Below are 23,720 nucleotides of genomic sequence, written 5' to 3' on the forward strand. Positions count from 1 at the left end.
TCGGAGTCATCCATCGCACTGGACGTTACATTCGCATTATACTCGGTTCCCAACTGGAGACTCGCTCCAGGGGTAAACACCATTACGTTCATGGCCCAACTAATGGCCCCGGCCACGGGTGTCCATGTTGTAGTATCATTGAGGGAGAAGGAAGCCTCGGTGGCTATCCGGTTCATGCCTTCATCGAACCCCACGCGAATAATTGCAGAAGGAACGACATCCGTTCCGACTGGTTGATTGCTCACGATTATCGGTGGTGCGGAGTCGATCTCGAAATCCGCGGCACTCGTGTCAGAGCCCATCGCCCCGTTGAGATCCTTGACCTCAACGAAGACCCTTGCCTGCGCCGTATTCTCCATTGGCAAGGTCCAAGTATAGACATTGGGACTAGCGAATGTCCCGGGAATCCCTTGTGCACCTAGAATCGGCAGGATGTTCACTCCTCCGTCCACTGAGTAGTTTATCCATATCAGCAGTTGGTCTTTCGGAAATCCCGCGCTTGCGGGTTCGTATTCAATATCGTGAACCGACCCCCCTGTGAGATCCTCTCCACCATCTGGATAAGTCAGGTCGACAGTAGGAGGCGGCACGGGGCCAGTCTCTGGGATTATGTAGGTGCGAACGACCCAGGCGTCACCGAGGGCACTGCCATCACCATCCACTGCAATCGCAGCCACAGTGAAGTTCACGTCTCCCAATCCTACAGGTGGCGCCGTCCACTCGATATCCCACGACCTCTGGTCATTTCCCTGGGCCGTATGCCACGCTTGACTACCTGCGACCTCCACGCGAGGCGGACCGGGCATCGGAGCGAGAGTTCCCGCTGAAACGTTGAGATTGAACCCTCCTTCGGCATTGTTGCCTCCGATTCCTGGGTCCGGACCTCCGGTAACGGTGACCGTTATCACGTAGACCATATCGGGCACATACTGTATAGGCAGGCCGGTGATCTCGACCTGCGCTTCGGGCGTAGCAGGAAGGGTTGGGTGACATGTACAGCCATCGCCATACTGATCCCAAATCCCAATTTCGTTCGCGTCTGCGACATAACCCACGATCCCCACAAGCGCGAGGACCAAAACAGTAACTAGCATAGCTCTGAACCTATCTCTCTTCGAAGTCCCATCTCTTTTCAAAGTCCCACCTCGCGAACTAGAATACTTCGGTCGTAATTGAGTCTTTCTGTGCGGACCAAACCCCTTAGATTTTTAAACGACGCGGCTATATGACCCCCAGGGGAGGACCCAAATGATAGTCATAAGCGAAAGGATAAACGGGCTTTTCAAATCTGTATCGAAGGCAATTGACAGCAGGGACACTCAGTTCCTTCAGAACCTGGCAAGAGAGCAGGTCGCCGCCGGCGCGGACGTGCTCGACATAAACACCGGACCGGGGGTAGACGACCCGTCTGGAATAATGAAATGGATGGTAGAGACCGTTCAGGACGCGGTGGATGCACAGCTCTCGATAGACACGCCCAACGTGCAGGCAATGGAGGCGGGGATAACAGCCGCTAAGAACAGGGTCATAATGAACTCGACCACGGCAGAGGCAGCCAAGATGGACGCGCTCTTCCCGCTCGCGCAGAAGTACGATTCCGAGATTATCTGCCTGACCCTTGATGAGAAGGGAATCCCCAATGACGCCAACAGCAGAGCCGAGCTGGCCATGGTGATGGTCGCGAAGGCAGTGGAGCTCGGGATAAGCACGGACAAGCTTTACCTGGACCCCCTCGTGCTACCAGTGGGCGCGGCGCAGGACCAGGGGATGAAGGTCCTCGATGCCCTTGGGATGTTCAAGGCGATCGCGGACCCGGCGCCCAAGACGGTCGTCGGGCTCAGCAACGTGTCCAATAACACAAAGGAGAGACCGCTGCTGAACAGAACCTACCTCGTCATGCTTCTCGCATATGGACTCGACGCTGCCATAATGGACCCGAGCGATCAGGACCTCATGTACGCGGCCAAGGCCGGAGAGATCCTCCTCAACAAGAAGCTCTACGCGGACGACTTCCTGAGGGTCTAGGCAACGCCCGGTCTCGGAAGGAGCCCAGCGCCCTCCGCGATCTCGGGAACCTTCTCCTCCCACTCGATGGCCATTATGTGGACACCGTGGACGCCCTTCATCTCCTTGAGCGCCTCCACCGTCTCGATGGCTATCTGCACGCCCTCTTTCTTCGCGTCGGAGGCGTTCTTCATCCTCTCGGTGATCTCATCGGGCACGCTCATCCCGGGGACCCTGAACTTGATGTACTTCGCGGCTCCGAGCGACTTGAACGGAATGACACCACCCAGGATGTGCGCCTTCTTGTCCAGACCCCTCTCGCAAACGCCGTCCATCCATTTCTCGAACCGCTCGATGTCGTAGATCCCCTGCGTCTGGATGAAGTCCACTCCGGCGGCGATCTTCTTCGCCAGCCGTGCGACGCGGAACTCGAACGGGTCGCCGAACGGGTTGGCGGCCGCCCCGATGAAGATGCGCGGCTCGACGTCCATGTCGTCCCCGCACTGGAACTTCTTCTCGTCCCTCATCACCTTCACCAGCTGGATGAGCTGTATTGAATCGAGGTCGAAGACGTTCTTCGAGCCGGGGTGATTACCGAACGTCTGGTGGTCGCCCGTGAGGCAGAGCAGGTTCTTTATGCCCAGGCTGGCGGCTCCCAGTATGTCGGACTGGATGGCGAGCCTGTTCCGGTCGCGGCAGGTCATCTGCATTATGGGCTCGAGCCCCTCGCCGAGCATGATGACGCCCGCCGCCATGCTGCAGAGTCTGGCGATGGCCGTCTGATTGTCCGTGATGTTGGCAGCGTCGACTGACCCCCTGAGCAGGTCGATCTTCTTCCGTATGACGCCGGGGTCCGCGCTCTGTGGCGGGCCGCACTCTCCCGTGACCGCGAACTCGCCCTTCTCGAGCAGCTTCTCGAGGTGGCTCTCCGCCTTCACCTAATCCCTCCTCGGGCGGTCCATGAACATCATCTCCTTCGGCGTCCTTCTCGTACCGCCGTGCGTGCTCGTCGACCAGTCCTTGGCGGGCATGATCTCCTCCATCTGCTCCAGCCTGCCGAGGGCCTTCAGGCGGTCGTATATGAGCTGCCACGCGCAGTCGAGCTCCTTGTCCACCTCGCACTTCCCGTCCTGGGACCCGCCGCAGGGTCCGTTGAGCAGGCTCTTGGAGCATCTGGCTATCGGGCATATCCCCGCGGTGAGGTCGAGAATGCAGTCCCCGCACGCGGCGCACCTCTCGGAGACCGTTCCCATCTCCCGCTCCTCCGAGCCCATGAACATCGTGTTCTGCCCGGGGAACACGGGAGCGTCCTCGAGCACGTCGCTGAGGACCTGAACGCCGATTCCGCAAGAGAGCGAAACTACGGCGTCCACACTCTCCATGAGCGGGCTCAGCGTCGAGTGTGCGATCTTGTCGTCGCACTGCTTGATGACCGTCGTGTATGTAGTCTCGACCTTCTCGCCCTTGAGCTCGGAGGCCATCTCGATGAGCAATGCCAGGCTCTTCGCCTCCCTCAGCCCGCGCGGGGGCTGGTCGCAGCCGTCGCACCCGGCGATGAGTATCTTCTTGTGCCCGCCCAGGAAGCTCATGATCTCCTCGAGCGGTTTCTCCTCTGTGACTATCATCCTGTTCCCTCCTCCACCTTCTCGGCGGTGCCAAGCTCCTTCATGTTCTGCTTGAAGTGCTCCAGGGCGTTGGCGAAGCTGCCTATGATGCGCGGCGTGGCCTCCGTCAGCTGAAGCCTCTCCGGGTCTATCCCCGTCTCCTCGAGAAGCGCCTTCAGGCTCTCGGCCCGCCTGTGCGCGTGCTTGCTCCCCTCCTCGAGCCTGCAGAGGTCCTCCGGGCAGGTGACGATGAGGACGCCCTCGGCTCCGTTCTTGAACGCCTCTAGCACGTGCAGCGGGTCTATCCTCCCGGAGCAAGGCAGTTCGATGAACCCGATGTCCTCGGGAAGGTGCTCCTCGTAGATGTCGTCGAGAAGCCTGAACTCGCTCCACTGGCATCCGAAGACCACCAGCTTGGGCTCTGTCCTCTCGACCTCCGCCTCGACCTTCTTCGACAGGGGCTCGTACTCGGACTTCTTGAGCTCAATCGCCATCCCGGTGCAGTAGGGGACGCATATCCCGCAGCCGCGGCACTTCTCAGGGTCTATGTTCGAGATGCCAGGGCTCTCCATCGTGACGGCGTCGAACGGACAGAGCGCGAAGCAGTTGCCGCAGCCGACGCAGGCGTCCCTGTCGACGTCGGCCACGAGCGTGTTCCTCAGCAGAGTGACCGTGTCCTCCGGGTAGCCGATGTCCTCCAGCATCATCTGGGCGGTGAGCATCTTGGTCGTGTTCGTCTCCGCACCCTCTATGAAGCGGCAGAAATCCTCCTCGCATGCGATGACGAAGATGCGCTCGATGCCCATGTTGACGGCGTCCATGTACGTGTCCAGAGGCATCCTGCCTATGCACGGTATCGCCATGGGTATGAACTCCTTCACCCCGACCATCTCGACGAGCTCCTCGTCCGAGGGCGCGCTTCCCCGACAGTATATGACAAGCGTGTCCGCACCGTCGGTCATCTTGCTCTCCAGGTAACCCCTGAGCGCGTCCTTGTCGTAGTAGTACGTGTCGATCGCGTTTATGGGACAGGCGGGCGCGCAGATACCGCAGATCATGCACTTCTCCTGGTCAAGGACGGCGACGTTCCTCTCCGTGTCGATCTCGATCGCCTCGTACGGGCAGGCGGCAGGACATATCCGGCACTCCCCGCAGTCATCGGCGTGAATGTCTATTGGAAAATCCATCTCCGACTCCTCCTCGGTCATACGCCAGTATCATGAAGGCTCGATTTATAAAGCTTGTTAGCGTTATCTACTTATCCAACCTGGAAGTATCCATATCGACCCTGGTGGAGATATGTGGGATGTAGTCATCGTCGGTTCTGGCCCTGCAGGCCTCTTCGCGGCCAACGAGCTAGCGGACGGCAAGAGAATCCTCGTCATCGACATGGGCAAGGGCGTGAAGGAGAGGGAGTGCCCGCTCAAGTACGACTGGGGGTGCGAGAAGTGCAAACCCTGCGACATCATGTGCGGTCTTGGCGGGGCGGGAACGTTCTCTGGCGGGCGGCTGAACCTGAGACCCGACATCGGCGGGGACCTGACGGAGTTGGTGGAGACCGCCGAGCAGGCCTGGCAGCTCATTGAGGATGTTGACAGGGTCTTCCTGAAGCACGGAGCACCGCAGGAGCTCCACACGCCGGACCAGGGCGACGTGGAGAGGCTCAGCCACAAAGCCGCGTCCGCAGGGGTCAAGTTCATCAACATCCCGCAGAGGCACATCGGCTCGGACAACGCCCCGAAGGTGATAGAGGCCTTCGCCGAGGACCTGAGAGGCCGAGGCGTCGAGTTCCTCTTGGACACGAGAGTCACCGATCTGCTGATAGAGGACGGCGTGTGCCGAGGAGTCCGGACGGGTGACAAGGAGATCCTCGCCAAGGCAGTGATCCTGTGCCCCGGTCGAGTGGGTGCGCCGTGGGTGGAGGACCTCGTGGCAAGAGAAGTAATGACTGCGCGTTTCGGCCCCATCGACGTCGGCGTGAGGATCGAGGTCCCCGCGATAGTCATGGACCCCGTCACGAAGGTGAACATGGATCCGAAGTTCCATATCCACACGAAGACGTACGACGACTTCGCCAGGACGTTCTGCACGAACGCACGAGGATACGTCGTCAGGGAAAGGTACGACAGCTTCATCGGCGTGAACGGGCACTCCATGGTCTCAGAGCACTCGAAGAACACGAACTTCGCCCTGCTCGTAAGGGTGGAACTGACCGAGCCCGTGGAGAACACGACCATCTACGGCAGGTCCATCGCCGAGCTCGCGACAACGATCGGCGGCGGGAAGCCCATCATACAGAGGATGGGGGACCTGAGAAGGGGAAGGAGGTCGAACCGGGAGCGGTTGAAGTCCAACCTCGTCGTGGGAACGCTCAAGGACGTCGCACCGGGAGACATCTCCATGGCCCTCCCCGGTCGCATAGTGACCGATATCATCGAGGCGCTGGAGAAGCTCAACGAGATCATACCCGGTGTCGCGGCGAACTCCACGCTGATCTACGCGCCCGAAATCAAGTTCTACGCGATGGAGGTCGAGGTCGACGAGAGGATGCAGACGAGCGTGCGGAACTTGTTCGCGGCAGGCGACGGCGTGGGCCTCTCAGGGGACATCGTTAACGCTTCTGCCACAGGAATCCTGGCGGGAAGGGGAGTCAAGGAGACTCTGAGCTGATGCCCGACCTTCTGGAAAGGAAGAAACCGAGCTCGTTGGACGAGGTCATTGAGGAGGCGTGGAAGGAGCTCGAGTCGAGGGACCGAGCGACCGTGGCCAAGCACTCGCTCGGAGAGCTGAAGGACGGGGTCCTCGAGATACTGTTTCTCGGGGAACGATATCTCCTGGACTTCGATGAGCGTGTGGTTAAGAACGTCGACGGTTCGACCGCCAACCGTTTCTTCGCGACTCTCGTTCTCCACTACGTCGTCGGCGTTGACGAGTCGATGCCCACGGGTGAACTGGTTTCCTTCAGGGAATTCTGGGGCGGGGAATCATATCACGGCGCCTTCGTGAGCAGGGCGATACAGCCCGTCAAGGACGCATTCGCGGAGGCCCCGGAAGAGCTGAAGGCACGCGCGGAGAAGCTGGGAGGGAGGAGAGTTGACCACGGCGATGTCTCCTACGAGATCCCCGTCTTCCCGAAGGTCGCGCTGACGATCATCATCTGGAGGGGGGATGAGGAGATACCGGGGTCCGCGAACATGCTCTTTGACCACCAGGCAGGGCGGATCCTGCACACCGAGGACCTGGCGGCCTTGGGAGAGCTGGTCGCGAGGATGCTTGTCCGGTAGTGTAGGTGAGCGTGGAGGGGAACATTTATGAGCGGACGGACGATTCATCTTTCGGAGTGGATATCTTGTATGGACAAACACAACCGCCGTCACAGTATATGGGACCGCCCCCGATGGTGAGGAGACTTCACACGCCAGCGGGTCTGAAGTACGGAAGTTACGGGATGTTGCTCGGGATAATTGTCTCGATCCTGTCCCTCATCACCGTGGTTCCATTGGCGGCTTCACCGGACATGACGGACATGAGCTTGCCCACTGTCGCCTTCATAGCGGGCATGGGTTGCCTTGTTCTCATACTCGCGCTAGTGATGGTCATCTTCTGGATTCTTCTCCTGTACGAGATGCACGTGGGGAGGCGGGAGTTCGGGCCCAGACACACATCAAGGGTATCGGCGGGCATCATCCTCATAATCCTGGGCATTGTCCTGATGATTATCGGGCTCATCGCGATCTTCGCCGCTGCACTCACCGGCTTCGATCCCTCTGGAGGCATGACCGACATAGATGCTGCACAGTTCAGGACGAGCATGGCCATCGGTCTGGTCTTCACGATCGCGAGCGCCGTCGCAATCAATCTGGCGCTTGTCTATTTCGCGCGGGAGATCATCGAGCCAGAGAAGATGAACCTCCTCTGGGCAGCCTTTGCCCTCGCCGTCGTCGCGCCCATAATCTCGTCACTCATCACGATAACCAGCATCCCTACGTCCGGAGTCATAGACATGGCGGAGGTCGATACCATTGCTCCGTGGGCGAATGTGGCCGAGATCTTCAGTCTGATTGGGACCGCGCTCTTCTTCGTCGCCTACAGAGCGGCAAGACAGAGGATACTGGATGGTAGGTTACAGCCTGTTTTTGTGCAGCCAATGCAGCCGCCACCGCAATACCCACAGCAGCCGCCCGCATGGGGTCAGCCGCCTCCCCCGCAGTCTGAGGAACCACCCAGCTGGGAGGATCTCAAACCGGTCGACAAGCCAGAGGAGTAGCTACTCCCTCTTCATGTACACGTCCCGAGACGGGAACGGGACCACGATTCCCTCGCGCCTGAAGGCCTTGCTTATCAGCTCCCGGATCTGGCCGGCGTACCTGTTGCGCTTGTCGGCGTCGTCTATCCAGAGCTTCATCTTCATGACTACTGCCGAGTCGCCGAACTCCTCGACCCGGGCGTAGGGGGCCTTCCGACCCCCCTGGAGGACGTGAGCATGGCTCAGGGCGGCACCGACCATGGTCTCCTTCACCTTGTCGATATCCGAGTCGTAGTCGACGCCGATCGTCAGGCTCAGGCGATACTCGAGGTCGGGTTCCACTATGTTGACTATCGTCTCCCGCGCGAGCTGGTTGTTCGGGACGACGAGCGTCTTGTGAGCGGACCTGTGATAGAGCGTCGTTGACCTCAGCCCGATCTTCTCGATCCTGCACCGCTTACCGCCAATCTCGATCAGGTCGCCCTCCACGAAGGGCCTGTCGAGAAGCAGGAACATGCCGCTGAAGAAGTTGGACAGGCTCTCCTGCGCCGCGAAGGCTATCGCGATGCCGAGCACACCCATACCCGCCAGGAACGCGGTTATGTCTATCCCGAAGAGGGAGACCAGAGTCGCTATGCCTATGACGAATATCAGTATCCCGCCGATCTTCTTGATCACGGGCACGAGCACGTCATCCAGATTCGTCTGGGTCTTCTGGGCCACCGTTTGACCATAGTACGTCAGGACTCCTGAGAAGATTCTGTACGCGAGCCATGTGAGGATGAGCACAACGACGATGCTCTGGACCAGGGAAACGGGGTCCGTGTACTCGTGAGGTAGGCCCAAGATGACGAGCGAGTTGGTGAAGCCCAAGAGAACGATTATCACGAAGAGGGGCAATCGAATGATGTTCCAGACGATGTCATCCAGCTCGTTCTTGGACTTCTTCGCGAGGCGCTTCACATATGGGTCGATTATCCCTATCACCAGGCCCGCGATTCCCGCCCAGATGAGTATGGTGATGATGAACGTCATCCATCGCTCGTTGAAGGGCTCTGGAAGTGGGTTGTCCCAGAATCCGAATATCTTGTTCTCCGGCTCCGGCACTATCGGGGCCACGAGGAAGTTGACCGTGGCGTTCATCGAATGTGATTCCACTATCACCGGGTCCGCGGCGAGCGTCTCGTTCAGCCACACGTTGAAGGGAACGGTCATTGCGTCCACGTCCGTCGTGGACTCGACGTCAAGCGTGACGTTCGCGGACTCGTCCGGCTTTATGATGAAATACGTATGGCTGAGGGATGCGGACCAATCCTCCCCGCTCAAGGGGGTCCCCTCGACCGTCACAAGGATGCTCGAATTGGCCTTGCTGTAGATCAGCCATTTGAAGGTCACCTTCTCCCCCGCTTCGAGGTCTTTGTCATAGACATCCACCTCGTGGACCTCCGCGAGGTCTTGAGCGGTGACCTGCGCGCAAAGGGACACGGCAATCAGCATTACCAAGGACAACAGCAGAAGCTTCCTGGCCAAGATACTCCACCTCAGTTGAACAAGTGATTTCCGTATAAAACCTATTTGCCCTGTCCCGGACGCGAATGCCGCAGGGATTCGATAACCCTAAATGCAAGAACGGCTATCCCACAAAGGTCATCCAATGAGAGGGTTCCTGGTACTCGAAGACGGAACGGTCCTCGAGGGTGTCTCTTTTGGTGCAAACGGGACGGCGTACGGGGAGATCGTCTTCAACACGAACATGACGGGCTACTGCGAGGCCCTGACGGACCCGTCCTATCGCGGCCAGATCCTCATGATGACGTACCCGCTGATAGGGAACTACGGCGTGGACGCCTCCACGTTCGAGTCGCCCAGGATCCAGCCCAGGGCGTTCGTCGTGAGAGAGAACTGCACGACGCCCTCGCACCGCACGTCGAGGATGAGCTTGCACCAGTTCCTGCTCAGGCACGGCATCCCGGGCATTTCCGGCGTCGACACCAGGATGTTGACTATCAAGATACGGGAGCACGGGACGCTGAAGGCGGCCGTCTGCACCGCCAAGAACGCGAGACCGAAGGACGTCCTTGAGCGGGTCAGAGAGATGGAGCACCCCGCGGAGTCCAATCTGGTCGCGGAAGTGAGCTGCAGGCGGGCGCACCGCTACGGTTCCGGGGGCAAGAGGGTCGTCCTGATGGACTGCGGGACGAAGAGGAGCATAATCAGCAACCTCGCGTCGCAGGCTGAGGTGATCAGAGTGCCCTACGCCACCACCGCCGAGCGTGTCCTGGAGCTCGAGCCCGATGGCGTTCTGATCTCGAACGGCCCCGGGGACCCCGCCCATCCCGTCATGATGGAGAGGACCGCTCAAACCATCAAGCGCCTCGTCGGAGAGCTCCCGATAATGGGGATTTGCCTGGGGCACCAGCTCCTCGCGCTCTCCCTGGGCGCGGAGACGTTCAAGCTCAAGTTCGGGCACAGGGGCGGCAACCACCCCGTCATCGATTCGAGGAAGAAGGTGAGGATAACCTCCCAGAACCACGGGTTCGCGGTGACCGACGGGGTGCCGAAGCAGCTGAAGGTGACGGAGAGGAACCTCAACGACGGGACCATCGAGGGACTCCGCCACAGGAGCCTACCAGTGTTCTCGGTCCAGTACCATCCTGAAGCGTCACCGGGCCCGCATGACAGCCTGAGCCTGTTCGACCGGTTCATGGAAATGATGGAGGCGCACCGTGCCTAGCAAGCTCAGAAGGATCCTGGTCATCGGCTCCGGCCCGATAGTCATAGGACAGGCCGCCGAGTTCGACTACTCGGGCTCCCAGGCGGTCCGCTCCCTGCGGGAAGAGGGGTATGAGACGATACTTGTCAACTCGAACCCCGCCACGATACAGACGGAGGCGGACATGGCGGACACCGTCTACATCGAGCCGCTGACGCCCGAGTTCCTGACGATGATCATCGAGAAGGAGAAGCCGGACGGGCTCTTGGCGGGGATGGGCGGGCAGACCGCCCTGAACATGTGCTCGGAGCTGGCCGAGCTGGGGGTTCTTAAGAAGCACGGCGTCCGCGTCCTTGGGACGAGCGTCGAGGCGATCCGCATATCCGAGGACAGGGACGCCTTCCGCGGCCTCATGAAGGCCCTGGAGGAGCCCGTCCCGGACAGTCAGGCATGCGAATCCATCGAGGAGGCTCTGCGGGTCGCGGACAGGTTGGGCTACCCTCTGATCATAAGGCCCGCCTACACGCTCGGCGGCACGGGGAGCGGGATCGCGAGGGATGGGGACGAGCTCCAACGGACGGTGGCGCTGGGTCTGCACTACTCAAGGATCAAGCAGGTCCTCGTGGAGGAGGGCGTCTTCGGATGGAAGGAGTTCGAGTACGAGGTCATGAGGGACTCCGCCGACAACTGCATCATCGTCTGCAACATGGAGAACTTCGACCCGATGGGATACCACACGGGAGAGAGCATCGTCGTGGCGCCCGCACAAACGCTCACGGACGTGGAGCACCAGATGCTCAGGACATCGGCGCTCAAGATAATCAGGGGACTGGACATCGAGGGCGGCTGCAACATCCAGTTCGCGGTTAGCCCGGAAACGAGCGACTACAGGGTCATCGAGGTGAACCCGCGAGTTTCGCGGTCCTCGGCGCTCGCCTCCAAAGCGACGGGCTATCCTATAGCGAAGGTCGCGGCGAAGATCGCCCTCGGGATGACGCTCGACAGGATCGAGAACCCCGTCACGGGGAGGACGTACGCCGCCTTCGAGCCGACACTGGACTACGTGGTCACGAAGATCCCCCGCTGGCCCTTTGACAAGTTCAGCTCGGCGGACCCGCACATAGGAACGCAGATGAAGTCCACGGGCGAAGTGATGGCCATCGGAAGGTGCATGGAGGAGTCGATCCTCAAGGCCGTGCGCTCCCTGGACATAGGGCTGGACGGGTTCGAAAGGCTCGACATGAGCAGGGAGGAGCTGGAGGAGGAGCTCGGCAACCCGACGGACAAACGCCTGTTCGCCATCGCGGAGGCTCTGAGGAGGCGCATCCCCGTCAAGAGGATCCTGGAGCTCACGAAGTGGGACGACTTCTTTGTCCAGAAGATCAGGAACATCGTGAGGATGGAATCGCGTCTCCGCAAGGGAACGACCGAGGCCATCTCCAAGGCGAAGAGGCTCGGGTTCAGCGACGCGGCGATAGCGCGGTTCTCAGGTATTTCGGAGAGGAACGTGCGCAAGAGAAGGGGCGCTGCCACGTACAAGATGGTCGACACGTGCGGGGGAGAGTTCCAGGCGGCAACGCCCTACTTCTACTCGACATACGACAGCGAGTGCGAGCTGAGCTCGCTCAAGAAGGACAAGGTCCTCGTGATCGGGAGCGGACCAATAAGGATAGGGCAGGGGATCGAGTTCGACACCTGCTGCGTGCAGGCGATAATGGCGCTGAGGGAAGAGGGGATCACGGCGGTGATAATGAACAACAACCCGGAGACCGTCTCGACGGACTATGACATCTCGGACAGGCTCTTCTTCGAGCCGCTCACGCTCGAGGACGTCGTCAATGTCGTGGAGAAGGAGGAGCCCGACGGGATCATCCTCCAGTTCGGCGGCCAGACCTCCGTGAACCTTGCCATTCCATTGGAGGGCTACTTGAAGAAGAGCGGGCTGAAGACGAAGATCCTGGGCACCTCACCGAAGGACGTGAACATAAGCGAGGACAGAGAGCTCTTTCGTGCCCTCATGAGAAAGGTGGGGATAACGCAGCCGGACGCCGCCACGGGGTTCTCCTTCGACGAGGTAAAAGACATCGCGCGGAAGATGGGCTATCCCGTCCTCGTGAGACCGAGCTACGTCCTTGGCGGGAGAGGCATGGAGATAGTCCACGACGAGGACGAGTTGCGGGGCTTCATGCGGGAGGCGGTGAAGATAACGAAGAACCACCCGGTGATAGTGGATAGGTTCCTGGACAACGCGATCGAGGTCGACGTGGATGCCGTCTCGGACGGGAAGGACGTCTTCATCTCCGGCATTCAGGAGCACATAGAGGAGGCGGGAGTCCATTCGGGCGATGCCATGTGCGTCATTCCCCCGCACACGCTGCCGAAGCGCGTGCAGGAGGACATAATCAAGATGACGAGGAAGATATGCAAGGCGCTCAAGGTCATCGGCCTCATCAACCTCCAGCTCGCGGTGAGGAGCGGTATCGTCTACGTCCTGGAGGCCAACCTGCGGGCGAGCAGGTCCGTCCCGTACGTCTCCAAGGCGATCGGTGTCCCGCTCTCGAAGATAGCCACGAGGGTCATGGTGGGCAGGAGCCTGAGGGAGCTCGGTCACGTGGGCGTTGCCCAGACAACGGGGGTGGCGGTGAAGGCCCCCGTCTTCCCGTTCCAGAAGCTGATAGGCATCGATTCGATACTCGGTCCGGAGATGAGGTCCACGGGGGAAGTGATGGGCATGGACAGGTCTCCCGGACTGGCGTTCTACAAGGCGATAGTCGCGGCGGGGAACGACCTGCCCGCCAATGGGAGCGTGTACATCACGGTCAGGGACGAGGACAAGCCCAAGATCGTCCCCATCGCCAGGAAGCTGAGCGGGCTGGGATGGAAGATATTCGCGACCCGCGGGACCTCGTCCGTCCTGAGAGCGTCCGGCGTGGAGGCGGAGACTGTGTATCGGATCAGAGAGAGCAAGAGCCCGACGGCGATAGGCCTGATGAGGGACGGCAAGGTCGACCTCGTGATCAACACGCCCTCGAAGGAGTCCGGTGCGAGGCGGGACGGGTACATGATGAGAAGGCTCGCGGTGGATCTCAACATCCCTTTCACGACGCGGATCGAGGGGGCCGGGATAATTGTCGATGCCGTGGAGTCGGTATCGCGCGAGCGGGTTGGTGTGATCTCACTGCAGGAATTTCACCATTAACAAATAGGATTCTGACAGAAAAAAAGTGGCCGTCCAGAGAGAGACTGAACGGCCCTGTTGTGGAGGGATGCTTAGCTAAGCAACGAGTAATACTCCAACACTCTACATAAACCTTTCCCGCGAGAAATCGTACACCAGAAATGCTGCATTTCACTACGTCTCAAAGGGCATTGAGAAAAATCGAGAACTCTTTCGTGTCGGATTCGCCAATGCAATCGTTTGCTTGCCATTTCGTTAGAACAATGTTCAGAGCTTCTCACGGACGATGCAAACGGGAGCGTACGCTCGGACTATGCGATCGCATAGAAAAGGAGGAGTGTGGAACCCCGGGATTCTACTTCTTGGGTGGGGTCTCCTCGGCGGGCTCCTCGGCGGGTTTTTCCTCAGCAGGCTCTTCCGTAGGTTCCTCTGCGGGTTCCTCTGCTGGAGCTTCCTCGGCGGGTTCTTCCTCTGCGGGTTCCTCAGCAGGCTCTTCCGTAGGTTCCTCTGCCGGTTCCTCTGCTGGAGCTTCTTCCGCGGGTTCTTCCTCGGCGGGCGGCTCTGCCTCTCCACCTTCGGAGACGACCTCACCAAATGCAACGCGCCGCATCACCCTCACTATCTTGATCTTGACCTTCTGACCCACAGTAGTATTCGGAACGAAGACCACGAAGTTGTTTATTCTGGTCATGCCGTCGCCTTCACGTCCTAGATCCTCTATCTCACATTCGTATTCCTTGCCTTCCTCCACAGGGGATTGCGGAGGCCTGAAACCAAATTCTCCAATCAACGTATTCAACCCCAATTCTTGGATTCGAATCTTGTGCGTTCTATATAACACTTCTTCTTATGCCAGAAAACGAAGAATGGGTCACCACGCCCGTCTTTTTGGCTTGTTTCCAGGGACCAGAGGGACGAAAAAGCCTCCCCAGATGCCCCAGCATGGGCTATGGAGCACCCACTTCGTAGTCCTCCTCACTGACGACCTTGGTGAGCCTCAGGGAGAGAATGAGGAAGACTATTCCGATTATGAGGACGATCAGGCCCACTGTCGAAAAGATCCTGTTGACCCATCCGAACTCGTCAAAGGCCTGGCCTATGATAGGGATGCTGAACCAATCGTGAGCGAACGAGCCGAGCGAGAAGAACCCGCCAGCGCCTATGAGCACCAGGCCGAGCCAGAAAAGGATGCGCTCCCTTCTCCCCTCTTCGTACGCGACCTCTTCCTCTTCCAGCACCTTCACTTCTCCGGTGAATGTCTCACCGCACTCCGGACACTCTTCGGAGTCGAGAGGGAGGGACGCGCTGCACGTGGGGCATTTGCCGGTCTCTGAAGCCATGATATACCTGTTTAGAGTTATTTTGTGCTCTCTAATAATCTTTTCTACACGACTATCGAATGCGCCATTCAGCCAAGGTTCTCTTCGATCTCGTCCATGAGCGGGTTGATGTCCAGGCCAGAGAAGCCGATCATCTGGGCCAGCTCGACAACGTCGTACTTCTGGCCATAGGCCCAGAGGTCCTTGATGTAATCCCCGGAGCGAGAGTCGAGGAACCATTCGTCGCCGTACTTCTCCCGCAGGACAGAGCGCAGCTGAGCCTCGAAGATCCATGCCCTGAGATACTGAGCGGTGTAGAAGCCGTCGTCCATGTCTGCCAGGTAGTGATTCGGCGGGTGCCTGTAGATGAGGGTCTCCTCGAGGGTCTTGGCGTAGACATCGTCCATGCCGGGCAGCCCCTTGCTGTGGATCTGCATCTCGTACTTCAGCTTCGCTCCGTACCGCCTCAAGAAGAACAGCTTCGTGAGGTATCCGAACTGGAGATAGGACGAGTAATCGTCCATCTGGATGTTCTTCTTCAGCCAGTTCCTGTCGATGTTGAGGTACTCCAACAGGAACGCGTAGGTCTCGGAGACGGACTTGTCGCCCAGCCACTTGTACTCCACGAAGCAGTCCTCTTCGACGAAGCCATGATGCTCCGCGTGTCCCGCCTCGTGGAAGAGCGAGTGGAAGTCCTGAACGCCTCCCTGGGGCATGATCACGAGCATGATCTTCTGCGGGATCTTTATCGGAGCGCAGAACGCCCTGGGGGACTTCTTCTCCCTCTCCTCCGTATCCAAATGGATGTTGGGCTGCTGGTCCAGGTCTATTCCGATGCCGAGGAGCGTCCGCTTGAGCGCCGGGACGGCCTCCTCCTTCTTGAAGTACGGGTCGAACTCCTTCGCTCTGAATAGGTAAGCGATGTCGTGCTTCTCGGCCTCGGCAAGAGGCACTCCTATCGGCGAGAGAAGCTCCTCCATCTTCTCCTTGTAGAGGTTCGAGGTCTGTGATATGAGGACATCCAGGCTGTCCATCAAGGACTCGAGGTCCAGGTTCCTGATGTCCCTTATGAAGTCCATGTATGTGGGATGACCCATGCTGACCGCGAGATTATGGAACTCCTCCACCCTCCCCTTGAGGACCGGGTTCAGCTCATCGAGGACCTGGTTTCTGGAATCGAAGATCGCCTGGCGGTAGTTCCGGTCGTCGGAGTTGAGCATCTTGACCACGGAGAAGCGGTAGGGCATCTCCTCGTCTCCGACCTTGATCACCTTGGAGGCCTCGATCTGCTCCTTCTTGTCCGTGAGTTCCTTCACGGCGTTCTGCAGGAGGCCGCCGGAAGACGCCGCGTACAGTTGCTTCAACCTTCTCTCGTCCTCCCCGCTCGCTTCCTGGGCCTCGGACTTCAGGAACTTGACAGTGTCCATCGTGAAGAGGTGCTCGTACTCCTTGAATATCGATGAGATATCCATGTCGTCCTTCTGCCCTGACCAGTTCATGTAGTACTCTTCATCTTCCTTCTCGTTGAAGGCTTCCAAGTCGGCCCTTATCTTCTCAATGTCCATGTCATCGACCCCTTCGCCCGATAGCCTTTCCAGATATTATCCTTTCCTATGGGCCTGACCTCAGTTTTAAATCCTATGACCATTATCGGCGAGATGTGGCAAGGATATTCATCGGCGTCGCTTGGCCATATGCCAACGGCGTCATTCACGTCGGAGGAATGGCGGGGTGCTATCTCCCGCCCGACATATTCGCTAGATATCACAGGATGAAGGGAAACGACGTCCTGATGGTCTCCGGTTCTGACATGCACGGAACGCCCACCACCGTCCGCGCGGAAGAGGAGGGAGTGGAGCCCAAGGTGATAGCGGATCGCTTTCATGAGATCAACATGAGGAGCCTAGAGAGGTTCGGGCTAAGCTTCGATCTCTTCCTGAACACGGAGCATCCGACGCACTTGGAGGTGGTCAAGGACTTCATGCTGGACCTCTGGGAGAAGGGGCACATCTACGAGAGCGATATGACGCTGCCCTTCTGCGAGAACTGCAGCCGGTACCTCCCGGACAGGTACGTGGAGGGGACCTGCCCGCACTGCGGGCATGTGGGCGCCAGGGGGGACCAGTGCGATGAGTGCGGAAAGATACTCGACCCCGAGGACCTCGTTGATCGGTACTGCGTGTTCTGCAAAGGCGCTCCGGAGATGAGGACGCGCGGCCATCTCTTCTTCAGGCTCACGGCCTTCGAGGACCAGCTCAAGGAGTACATCAAGGACAAGAACCATTGGAGGCCCAACGTTCTGAATTTCACGAGGAACTGGCTGGAGAACGGGCTCGTGGACAGACCGGTCTCGCGGGACATCAAGTGGGGGATACCTATCCCGATCAAGGGCCACGAGGACAAGATGGTGTACGTCTGGTTCGAGGCCTTCATGGGATACTTCTCCATGGCCGTGGAGTGGGCGAGGAGGCAGGGGGACCCCGACGCGTGGAAGGAATACTGGCAGAATCCCGAAGCCAGGCATTACTACTTCCTGGGGAAGGACAACATACCTTTCCACGCCATCTTCTGGCCGGCCGTCCTGATGGCCCGCGGGGGCCTGAACCTGCCCTATGATATCCCCGCGAACGAGTTCATGAGGTTCGAGGGCGCACAGTTCTCGAAGTCCAGGGGCGTGACGCTTGAGATCGACAAGGTTCTGGAGAGCTTCCCCGCGGACGCGGTGAGGTACTATCTTACGGTCAACATGCCGGAGAACAGGGATTCGGACTTCACGTGGAAAGAATTCGTCACGAGGAACAACACCGAGCTGCTGGCGACCTACGGGAACTTCGCGCACAGGGTGCTGACGTTCGTCAACAAGCACTTCGGAGAGGTCCCCCCGGTCGTCAAGACGACAACGAAGGACGACGAGGCATTGGAGAGAATCGAGGGGACGTGGAAGGAGGTGGACGACAACCTCGAGCGGGTCAAGTTGAAGGACTCGATGAAGAAGATCATGTCCCTTGCGCGATTCGGGAACCAGTACTTCGACGCGGTCGGCCCGTGGACCCTCGTGAAGGTGGACAAGGAAGCTTGCGGGACGTCACTGCACGTCGCCTTGCGGATAGTGAAGGCCCTGTGCGTGCTCTCGGCTCCGTTCCTTCCGTTCTCGTCAGCCCGACTGTGGAAGATGCTCGGGTACGAATCGGACCTGAACAGCCAGAGCTGGGAGGAGGCGGTGAGCGACGTAGAGGCGGGCCAGAAGATAGGGAAACCCTCGCCGCTCTTCAAGAAGATCGAGCTTCCGGAAGGGGAGGCCTCTGTGGAGAACCTGCTCGACATCAGGGTCGGAAAGGTCATCTCGATCGAGGACCATCCTGACGCGGAGAAGCTGTACGTGATGTCCATTGACCTGGGTGACGAGAAGAGACAGATCGTTGCGGGCCTGAAGGGCTACTACACGAGCGAAGAGCTCATGGGAAAGGACCTGGTCATGCTCTGCAACCTTCAACCCGCCAAGCTCAGGGGCGTGGAATCCAACGCGATGCTCATGGCCGCGGAGGACAAGGAGATCGTGTCCGTTCTTCTCGCGGAGGGGTCTGCCCCGGGAACCCAAGTTCTGGGGAGCAAGGGTCTTCCGGTGATCTCGTTCGAGGACTTCAAGAAGCTCAAGATCGTCGTGGCCGAGGGAGAAGGCGGGAAGAAGACCGCAGTTGTCCTCGACGAGGGGAGAACCGTCCCGCTCAAGGCAGAAGGGAGCCCCGTCACGCTGCACAGGGACGTTCCGGCAGGATCTCAGGTCAAGTGATCCAGATGAAGATGGACCTACACATACACTCTGCGTTCTCATCGGACGGCAGGGAGAAGCCCAAGGACATCGTGACCTACGCAAGGAAGATGAGGCTGGATGGGATCGCCATCCTGGACCACAACGAGATCCGCGGGTCCCTGAGGGCCTATGAGATGTGCAAGGGGTTCGACGACTTCCTGGTTGTCAGGGGCATTGAGGTGTCGACCGAGGCGGGTCACATCGTCGCCTACGGCGTGGATGAGCTGATACCCACACATCTGACCATCGAGGAGACGGCGGAGAAGATCAGAGACCTTGGCGGGATCTCGGTCGCACCGCACCCGCATAGATTCTGGTCCGGGATTGGCGGGAAATCCGTCACCGCGGAGAGCTTCGCGGCGGTCGAGGTCCAGAACGCCCGCTGCACTGAGAGGAACAACAAGAGGTCCAGGAGGCTCGCGGACAGGCTCCACCTGGGCCAAACGGGCGGTACGGACTCCCACGCCCTCAGTGAGATCGGAAAGGCGTACACGCTGTTGAAGGGCAACCCTGCAAGCGAGGACGACGTGATCGAGGAGATTGTGAAGCGCAGGACGACCGCTGAGGGGGAGAACAGGCAAATGCGGGAGACACTGGACTACGTCTACTCATCCGTCACAAAGTGGATGAAAAGGGGCATGAAGAAAATCTAGAGGTGCTGCTGAAGCTCCTCGGTCCTCTTGTTCAGCTCGTCGATTATCTTGCTCTCGTCGATGTCCCTGGAGGCGATCACGACATACAGCGCCTTCGGCCCGTCGCTGACGACCAGGACCTGCGTGCTCTCCAAGCAGATCCCGATGTTCCTGAGACCCTCGTTCAGCTCGGAAGTCGCCGTCTCAGCGGCACCGAGAAGGATGGCGAACATGGCGACGAACGTCTCCACGTGCGCACCCTCGGGAAGATCCCCCGCGATGTGCACCCCCGTGCGTGAGACCAGAATCAGGCTCGAGATCCCCTCGAGACTTTTCACTTCGTCCAAAATCTTCTCGATCGCCTCGACGTCTACCATCGAATCCTCAACCCTTGAATCTTCACGAGTCTCGCCGCTGGCTTCCTCCTGAAGGCTCAGAAATGAGAAGGGCAGAATGTAGATAAAGCTTTTCGTCCCCGCCTAGATTTCCTTAAGGCGGCTGTGCAGCTTGACGGCGCTCTCCACGGCCGTCTTCGCCCTCTCTATCCTGGCCTCGGCCTGCAGTCTTCCCATTCCCGGACCTGTGATCCCAAGGCCCACTGGCTTGTCGAACTCAACGGAGAGGTCGGTTATCTTCCTGCTCGCCTGACCCATCACGATCTCGTCGTGCTCCGTCTCCCCCTCGATTACCGCGCCCAACACGACAGCGCCATCGATGTCCTTCCTGGAGAGGAGCTTCTTCAGGGCTATGGGTGTGTCATAGACACCGGGCACCTTCACAACCTTCTTGACCGTGGCCCCAAGAAAGGCCGCGTGGTCCTTGGCTCTCTCCAACATGTCCATGGTGATGTCGAAGTTGAACTCGCTCACGATTATTCCTAGGTTCATTTCATACCTCCAAAGGTCCTGCGTCCTCGAACCCCTGCCTCGCGCCCTTGCCGGCCTTCCGCCTGAGCTTCTCGGGCTTGAAGAGTAGGTTGAAGACGTTCTCGGCATGCTCACGTGTCCTTCTATCGGCGAGCCATGCCAATTCCTTCTCGTTCTTGCCCTCGTCCTCGTGGACGAAGACCTCTATGATGTGGTGATTCGTAAGAAGCTGCGTCTGAATGAGACCCAGCGAGGCCTCATGGGCACACTGCTTGTCGATGGGCTGTGCCCCGGGCATCCCCAGGGCCATTACTATGTCGCAGCTCTGTTCCTCGAACAGCATCTTGGTGGCAACGGGGAGGTCCTTGATCCCCGGGACCGTGTAGCGGATGATCTTATACCCGGCGCCGAGCTGCTTGAGCTCGTCGACCGCGCTCGCGGCCATGTCGAATCGTGCGAACGTCGTGTCCGCTATGCCAATCCGCTTCACATTCGACCCTCGATTGCATCCAGCTTCGCCTTGACCTTGTACCAGGCGACGACCTTCTGGATTATCTTCCGAGTTCCGTCCAGGTCCGTACCGAGCTTGGACAGGCGCACGACCTCGACGCCGAGCCCCCTCTTCTCGAGCTCCGCCCTTATCGCCTCCTCGTCGTGCTTCTGGTCATATCCTAGCGCGATGATGTCGGGCTTGATTCCCTCGACGACATCGAACATGTCGCCTTCCTTTCCCAGGACGGCCTCGTCGACCGGCTTCAATGCGTTGACGAGCTCACACCTCACGTCCTCAGTTGTTATGGGCTCGTGCTTCTCCTTCCTCACGGTCGAGTCCCTTGCCACGACGACGATGAGCTCGTCCCCGAGCTTCTTGGCTTCCTCGAGATAATGCAGATGACCTGTGTGAAGCAGATCGAAAACGCCTGATGCCATTACTCTGACCATTCCTTCCACGCCTCCACTACCTGATGTCCTTCGAGGAAGACCAAATCCCTTTCGTTCGCGTATCGTCTTGCATCTTCCTTGCTGCGCGCCCTTCCCCCGTCGTCCATCATCTCGCATATCGTGGCGCTCGGGGTCAATCCCGCCATCGCTACCAGAGCGGTGCACAGCTCCGTGTGGCCCCTTCGGGACCGGAGTACTGGGTTGGCGACGTTCAGGAGGCTCACGTGGCCCGGCGAGCGGAATTCCCGCCCGAATTCGTTGATTGCCGTCTCCCCGTCGAGCGACTCGACACGCTTGGCGAAATTCGCGAACTTCGATATGGTCAGCGCCCTGTCCGAATCCGTGATCCCAGTGTACGTCTTCCGGTGATTTATCGTGATCCCGAACGCTGACTTCTCATCGTATGGGATGTCGTTCGGTACAAGACTCCTCAGAACTGGAACATCGCTCCCCTCGTTCCACAGCAGGTCCGCGAGAAAGGGCAGACCCAGTCTCTTCTTCGTTTCCGGGGGGACCGTGACGCATATCAGCCCGCCGCCGTCCTTCCTCATCGTCCTTATGATGTCGGGTGTGACGAACTGTGACGCGATCGTGAGGTCGGTCTCTTCTTCCCGCCCCTCGGCATCGAACACGAGAACCACCTTCCCGCACTGCAGGTCCTCGATCGCCTTCTCGACTTCTGGATGCGTCATACTAGGCTCTAATTCCCTCCGTCCATATTAGCTTTGTTGTAGCTACCAATCTCATGGTAGGAAATCGTCAAGCATTATCTATTGGGTGGCGATACAGAACGGGATGAGCGTCGACGCAGACATCGAGAAGATTGACCGATCTGACATGCTCCAGGTCATCTACTCGCTCCCTGACCAGATCGAGAAGGGGCTGGACATCGAAGTGGAGTTCAGCGCACCCGGGAACGTCATCGTGGCTGGCGTGGGCGGCTCCGCGATCGCCGCCGACATCCTCCGCACTTGGCTGGAGCCTTCGGGAAGGTTCCTCCACGTCGTAAGGGGCGCCACCCTGCCGAAATGGGTTGGCGAGGAAGATGTGCTCATCTGCATCAGTTTTTCCGGCAACACGAGGGAGACACTTGCCTGCCTGGACGAAGGCATCAGCAGAGGATGCAGGATTCTCTGCATAACATCGGGCGGGAAGATGGAGGATGTCTGCAGGTCGAAAGGTCTGCCCGTGGCTCACGTCCCTGGTAGCCTGCCGCCAAGAGGTGCGATAGGGTACCTATTCACAGCGCTGGCGAAGGCGGTTGCGGATGAGCAGACCCTCAGATCCGAAATGGAGGTCGTCATTCGTTCCCTCAGGACCCTCAGGGAGAAGCTCGTTCCCGAGTCGGAGGAGAATGTGGCTCATAGCGTTGCGGAGCAGATCGTCTCCCTCTACCCTCTGGTCTACGCGGATGAGAGGTTCCTTCCTATCGCACGCAGGTGGAAGACCCAGCTCAATGAGAACTCGAAAAAGCACGCGTGGTCCGGCTGCTTCCCGGAGATAAATCACAACGAGGTCGTCGGGTGGGATCTGGAGGATGGCGTTGACCGCTTCTGCGCGATCATGCTGAGGGACGAGGAAACGAGCGGGCGAATGGACGTGACCATTGAAGAGCTCAAGGGCAAGACTATGGTCATTGTGGTCGAGGCCGAGGGGGAGAATCTGCTCTCGCGGATGTTCCAGGAGCTCATGATCGGGGACTTCGTCAGCTACTACTGCGCGCTCCTGCGCGGGATCGATCCCACGCCGGTCGAGGCGATACAGCGGATCAAGATGCGCTGAGGGCCCTCTACGATACGGATGTGTTGCAGTGTGCATGGGCCGGGTCGTGACATATCATAGGCAAATCCTAAGCTCCGCCCTAGGTTTCCTGTGACATCCTAGGGACCTACTAGGGACTTACTAGGGTTCTGCTTGTGAGATCCTTGTCAGATCCTTGTGGAATCCTTGCCGAACGCTTGTCAGATCCTTGTGGGAACCTTGCTCCTCCCTTGCTGCTCCTTGTCGGATCCTTGCTCTTCTCCGTGTCTCCGGGTATCGCGCAGAATTGCCCTACTTAAAGGTATGCCTCCGCTCGTCCTCCGTTCTCTCTCCTATGTCTCACTAGGGACCCTCCGCTTCTCCTCCGCTTCTCCTCCACACCCACTCCGTTTCAACTCCGCATAGGAGCCTTCGGCAGATCGCCTTCGAGCGCGTAGGCCTTGAGCTCCCGTCATACTCTCGCCCCGAACCCCACGAGGATCATGGGCGGGCCCGCCAATCCGAGGAAAAGAGCGCCGAGGGGGAGATTCGAACTCCCGAGGCGCAAAGCACCACGAGCTCTCCAGGCTCGCGCCTTACCAGACTGGGCCACCTCGGCATCGGGCTCCGCCAGTCCACCTATTCGAAGCGGGAATAAAAAGATA

At 59.1% G+C, this 23,720-nt stretch carries 21 protein-coding genes, 1 tRNA gene and 1 pseudogene; 9 read left to right on the plus strand and 14 right to left on the minus strand.

Annotation, left to right across the window (positions count from 1 at the left end):
- Positions 1-917: Ig-like domain-containing protein (locus LN415_00005; GenBank protein ID MCJ2555484.1), on the minus strand; the 917-nt coding region annotated here is incomplete at its 3' end.
- A 331-nt stretch (positions 918-1,248) separates the two neighbouring features.
- Here LN415_00005 and LN415_00010 point away from each other — a divergent pair.
- On the plus strand, positions 1,249-2,025 hold the full coding sequence (locus LN415_00010) for a dihydropteroate synthase (protein ID MCJ2555485.1): 777 nt from the start codon (positions 1,249-1,251) through the stop codon (positions 2,023-2,025).
- Here the strand turns inward: LN415_00010 and LN415_00015 are convergent.
- The 3 genes from LN415_00015 to LN415_00025 are packed head-to-tail and all read right to left on the minus strand — an operon-like array spanning position 2,022 to position 4,795.
- Positions 2,022-2,942: a methylenetetrahydrofolate reductase gene (locus tag LN415_00015; GenBank protein ID MCJ2555486.1), complete on the minus strand. Its 921-nt coding sequence runs from the start codon at positions 2,940-2,942 to the stop codon at positions 2,022-2,024. The genes LN415_00010 and LN415_00015 overlap by 4 nt on opposite strands.
- Positions 2,943-3,629: a methylenetetrahydrofolate reductase C-terminal domain-containing protein gene (locus tag LN415_00020; GenBank protein ID MCJ2555487.1), complete on the minus strand. Its 687-nt coding sequence runs from the start codon at positions 3,627-3,629 to the stop codon at positions 2,943-2,945.
- Positions 3,626-4,795: a hydrogenase iron-sulfur subunit gene (locus LN415_00025; protein MCJ2555488.1), complete on the minus strand. Its 1,170-nt coding sequence runs from the start codon at positions 4,793-4,795 to the stop codon at positions 3,626-3,628. Before LN415_00025 ends, LN415_00020 begins: the two co-directional genes overlap by 4 nt.
- 112 nt (positions 4,796-4,907) lie before the next feature.
- On the opposite strand from LN415_00025, the gene LN415_00030 reads away from it, so the two are divergent.
- From LN415_00030 to LN415_00040, 3 genes are all read left to right on the plus strand, one after another.
- Positions 4,908-6,278 (plus strand): NAD(P)/FAD-dependent oxidoreductase, encoded by a 1,371-nt coding sequence (locus tag LN415_00030; GenBank protein MCJ2555489.1) that lies wholly within the window; start codon positions 4,908-4,910, stop codon positions 6,276-6,278.
- Positions 6,278-6,892, plus strand: a complete 615-nt coding sequence (locus tag LN415_00035) for a DUF3786 domain-containing protein (protein ID MCJ2555490.1) — start codon at positions 6,278-6,280, stop codon at positions 6,890-6,892. The genes LN415_00030 and LN415_00035 overlap by 1 nt, the downstream gene beginning before the upstream one ends.
- A gap of 65 nt (positions 6,893-6,957) precedes the next feature.
- Positions 6,958-7,875 (plus strand): hypothetical protein, encoded by a 918-nt coding sequence (locus tag LN415_00040; protein ID MCJ2555491.1) that lies wholly within the window; start codon positions 6,958-6,960, stop codon positions 7,873-7,875.
- Here LN415_00040 and LN415_00045 read toward each other — a convergent pair whose 3' ends face one another.
- Positions 7,876-9,384: a mechanosensitive ion channel family protein gene (locus tag LN415_00045; GenBank protein MCJ2555492.1), complete on the minus strand. Its 1,509-nt coding sequence runs from the start codon at positions 9,382-9,384 to the stop codon at positions 7,876-7,878.
- 124 nt (positions 9,385-9,508) lie between these two features.
- Between LN415_00045 and carA the strand changes: the two genes are divergently transcribed.
- Positions 9,509-10,588: a glutamine-hydrolyzing carbamoyl-phosphate synthase small subunit gene (carA, locus tag LN415_00050; protein ID MCJ2555493.1), complete on the plus strand. Its 1,080-nt coding sequence runs from the start codon at positions 9,509-9,511 to the stop codon at positions 10,586-10,588.
- The gene (carB, locus tag LN415_00055; GenBank protein ID MCJ2555494.1) at positions 10,581-13,766 is read left to right on the plus strand and encodes a carbamoyl-phosphate synthase large subunit; all 3,186 of its coding nucleotides are present in this window, start codon (positions 10,581-10,583) and stop codon (positions 13,764-13,766) included. Before carA ends, carB begins: the two co-directional genes overlap by 8 nt.
- Before the next feature lie 559 nt (positions 13,767-14,325).
- On the opposite strand, the pseudogene LN415_00060 reads toward carB, so the two are convergent.
- The 3 genes and pseudogenes from LN415_00060 to LN415_00070 form a co-directional block, all read right to left on the minus strand.
- Positions 14,326-14,532 (minus strand): annotated as a pseudogene (locus tag LN415_00060) (TRAM domain-containing protein).
- A gap of 160 nt (positions 14,533-14,692) precedes the next feature.
- On the minus strand, positions 14,693-15,085 hold the full coding sequence (locus LN415_00065) for a hypothetical protein (protein ID MCJ2555495.1): 393 nt from the start codon (positions 15,083-15,085) through the stop codon (positions 14,693-14,695).
- A gap of 68 nt (positions 15,086-15,153) precedes the next feature.
- Positions 15,154-16,629 (minus strand): hypothetical protein, encoded by a 1,476-nt coding sequence (locus LN415_00070; GenBank protein MCJ2555496.1) that lies wholly within the window; start codon positions 16,627-16,629, stop codon positions 15,154-15,156.
- 95 nt (positions 16,630-16,724) lie between these two features.
- Here LN415_00070 and metG point away from each other — a divergent pair, with 95 nt between their 5' ends.
- Both metG and LN415_00080 read left to right on the plus strand, forming a co-directional pair.
- Complete coding sequence (gene metG / locus LN415_00075; protein ID MCJ2555497.1) at positions 16,725-18,854, plus strand: methionine--tRNA ligase; 2,130 nt, start codon at positions 16,725-16,727, stop codon at positions 18,852-18,854.
- Between the two features lie 5 nt (positions 18,855-18,859).
- A complete protein-coding gene (locus tag LN415_00080; GenBank protein MCJ2555498.1) occupies positions 18,860-19,528 on the plus strand; it encodes a CehA/McbA family metallohydrolase in 669 nt (222 codons plus the stop codon).
- Here LN415_00080 and LN415_00085 read toward each other — a convergent pair.
- The 5 genes from LN415_00085 to ribB form a co-directional block, all read right to left on the minus strand.
- Positions 19,525-19,884: a roadblock/LC7 domain-containing protein gene (locus LN415_00085; protein MCJ2555499.1), complete on the minus strand. Its 360-nt coding sequence runs from the start codon at positions 19,882-19,884 to the stop codon at positions 19,525-19,527. The genes LN415_00080 and LN415_00085 overlap by 4 nt on opposite strands.
- A 102-nt stretch (positions 19,885-19,986) precedes the next feature.
- Positions 19,987-20,394, minus strand: coding sequence for a 6,7-dimethyl-8-ribityllumazine synthase (gene ribH / locus LN415_00090; protein ID MCJ2555500.1), 408 nt, complete (start codon positions 20,392-20,394; stop codon positions 19,987-19,989).
- Between the two features lies 1 nt (position 20,395).
- A complete protein-coding gene (gene ribC / locus LN415_00095; protein ID MCJ2555501.1) occupies positions 20,396-20,863 on the minus strand; it encodes a riboflavin synthase in 468 nt (155 codons plus the stop codon).
- Positions 20,860-21,315, minus strand: a complete 456-nt coding sequence (locus LN415_00100; GenBank protein ID MCJ2555502.1) for an FAD synthase — start codon at positions 21,313-21,315, stop codon at positions 20,860-20,862. The genes ribC and LN415_00100 overlap by 4 nt, the downstream gene beginning before the upstream one ends.
- Positions 21,303-22,007: a 3,4-dihydroxy-2-butanone-4-phosphate synthase gene (gene ribB, locus LN415_00105; protein MCJ2555503.1), complete on the minus strand. Its 705-nt coding sequence runs from the start codon at positions 22,005-22,007 to the stop codon at positions 21,303-21,305. The genes LN415_00100 and ribB overlap by 13 nt, the downstream gene beginning before the upstream one ends.
- 103 nt (positions 22,008-22,110) lie before the next feature.
- Between ribB and LN415_00110 the strand changes: the two genes are divergently transcribed.
- The gene (locus LN415_00110) at positions 22,111-23,097 is read left to right on the plus strand and encodes a bifunctional phosphoglucose/phosphomannose isomerase (GenBank protein MCJ2555504.1); all 987 of its coding nucleotides are present in this window, start codon (positions 22,111-22,113) and stop codon (positions 23,095-23,097) included.
- Between the two features lie 492 nt (positions 23,098-23,589).
- Here the strand turns inward: LN415_00110 and LN415_00115 are convergent.
- Positions 23,590-23,674 (minus strand) — tRNA-Ser (locus tag LN415_00115).
- Between the last annotated feature and the right edge of the window lie 46 nt (positions 23,675-23,720).

It is taken from the genome of Candidatus Thermoplasmatota archaeon, assembly GCA_022848865.1.
Classification (GTDB): Archaea; Thermoplasmatota; Thermoplasmata; order RBG-16-68-12; family JAGMCJ01; genus JAGMCJ01.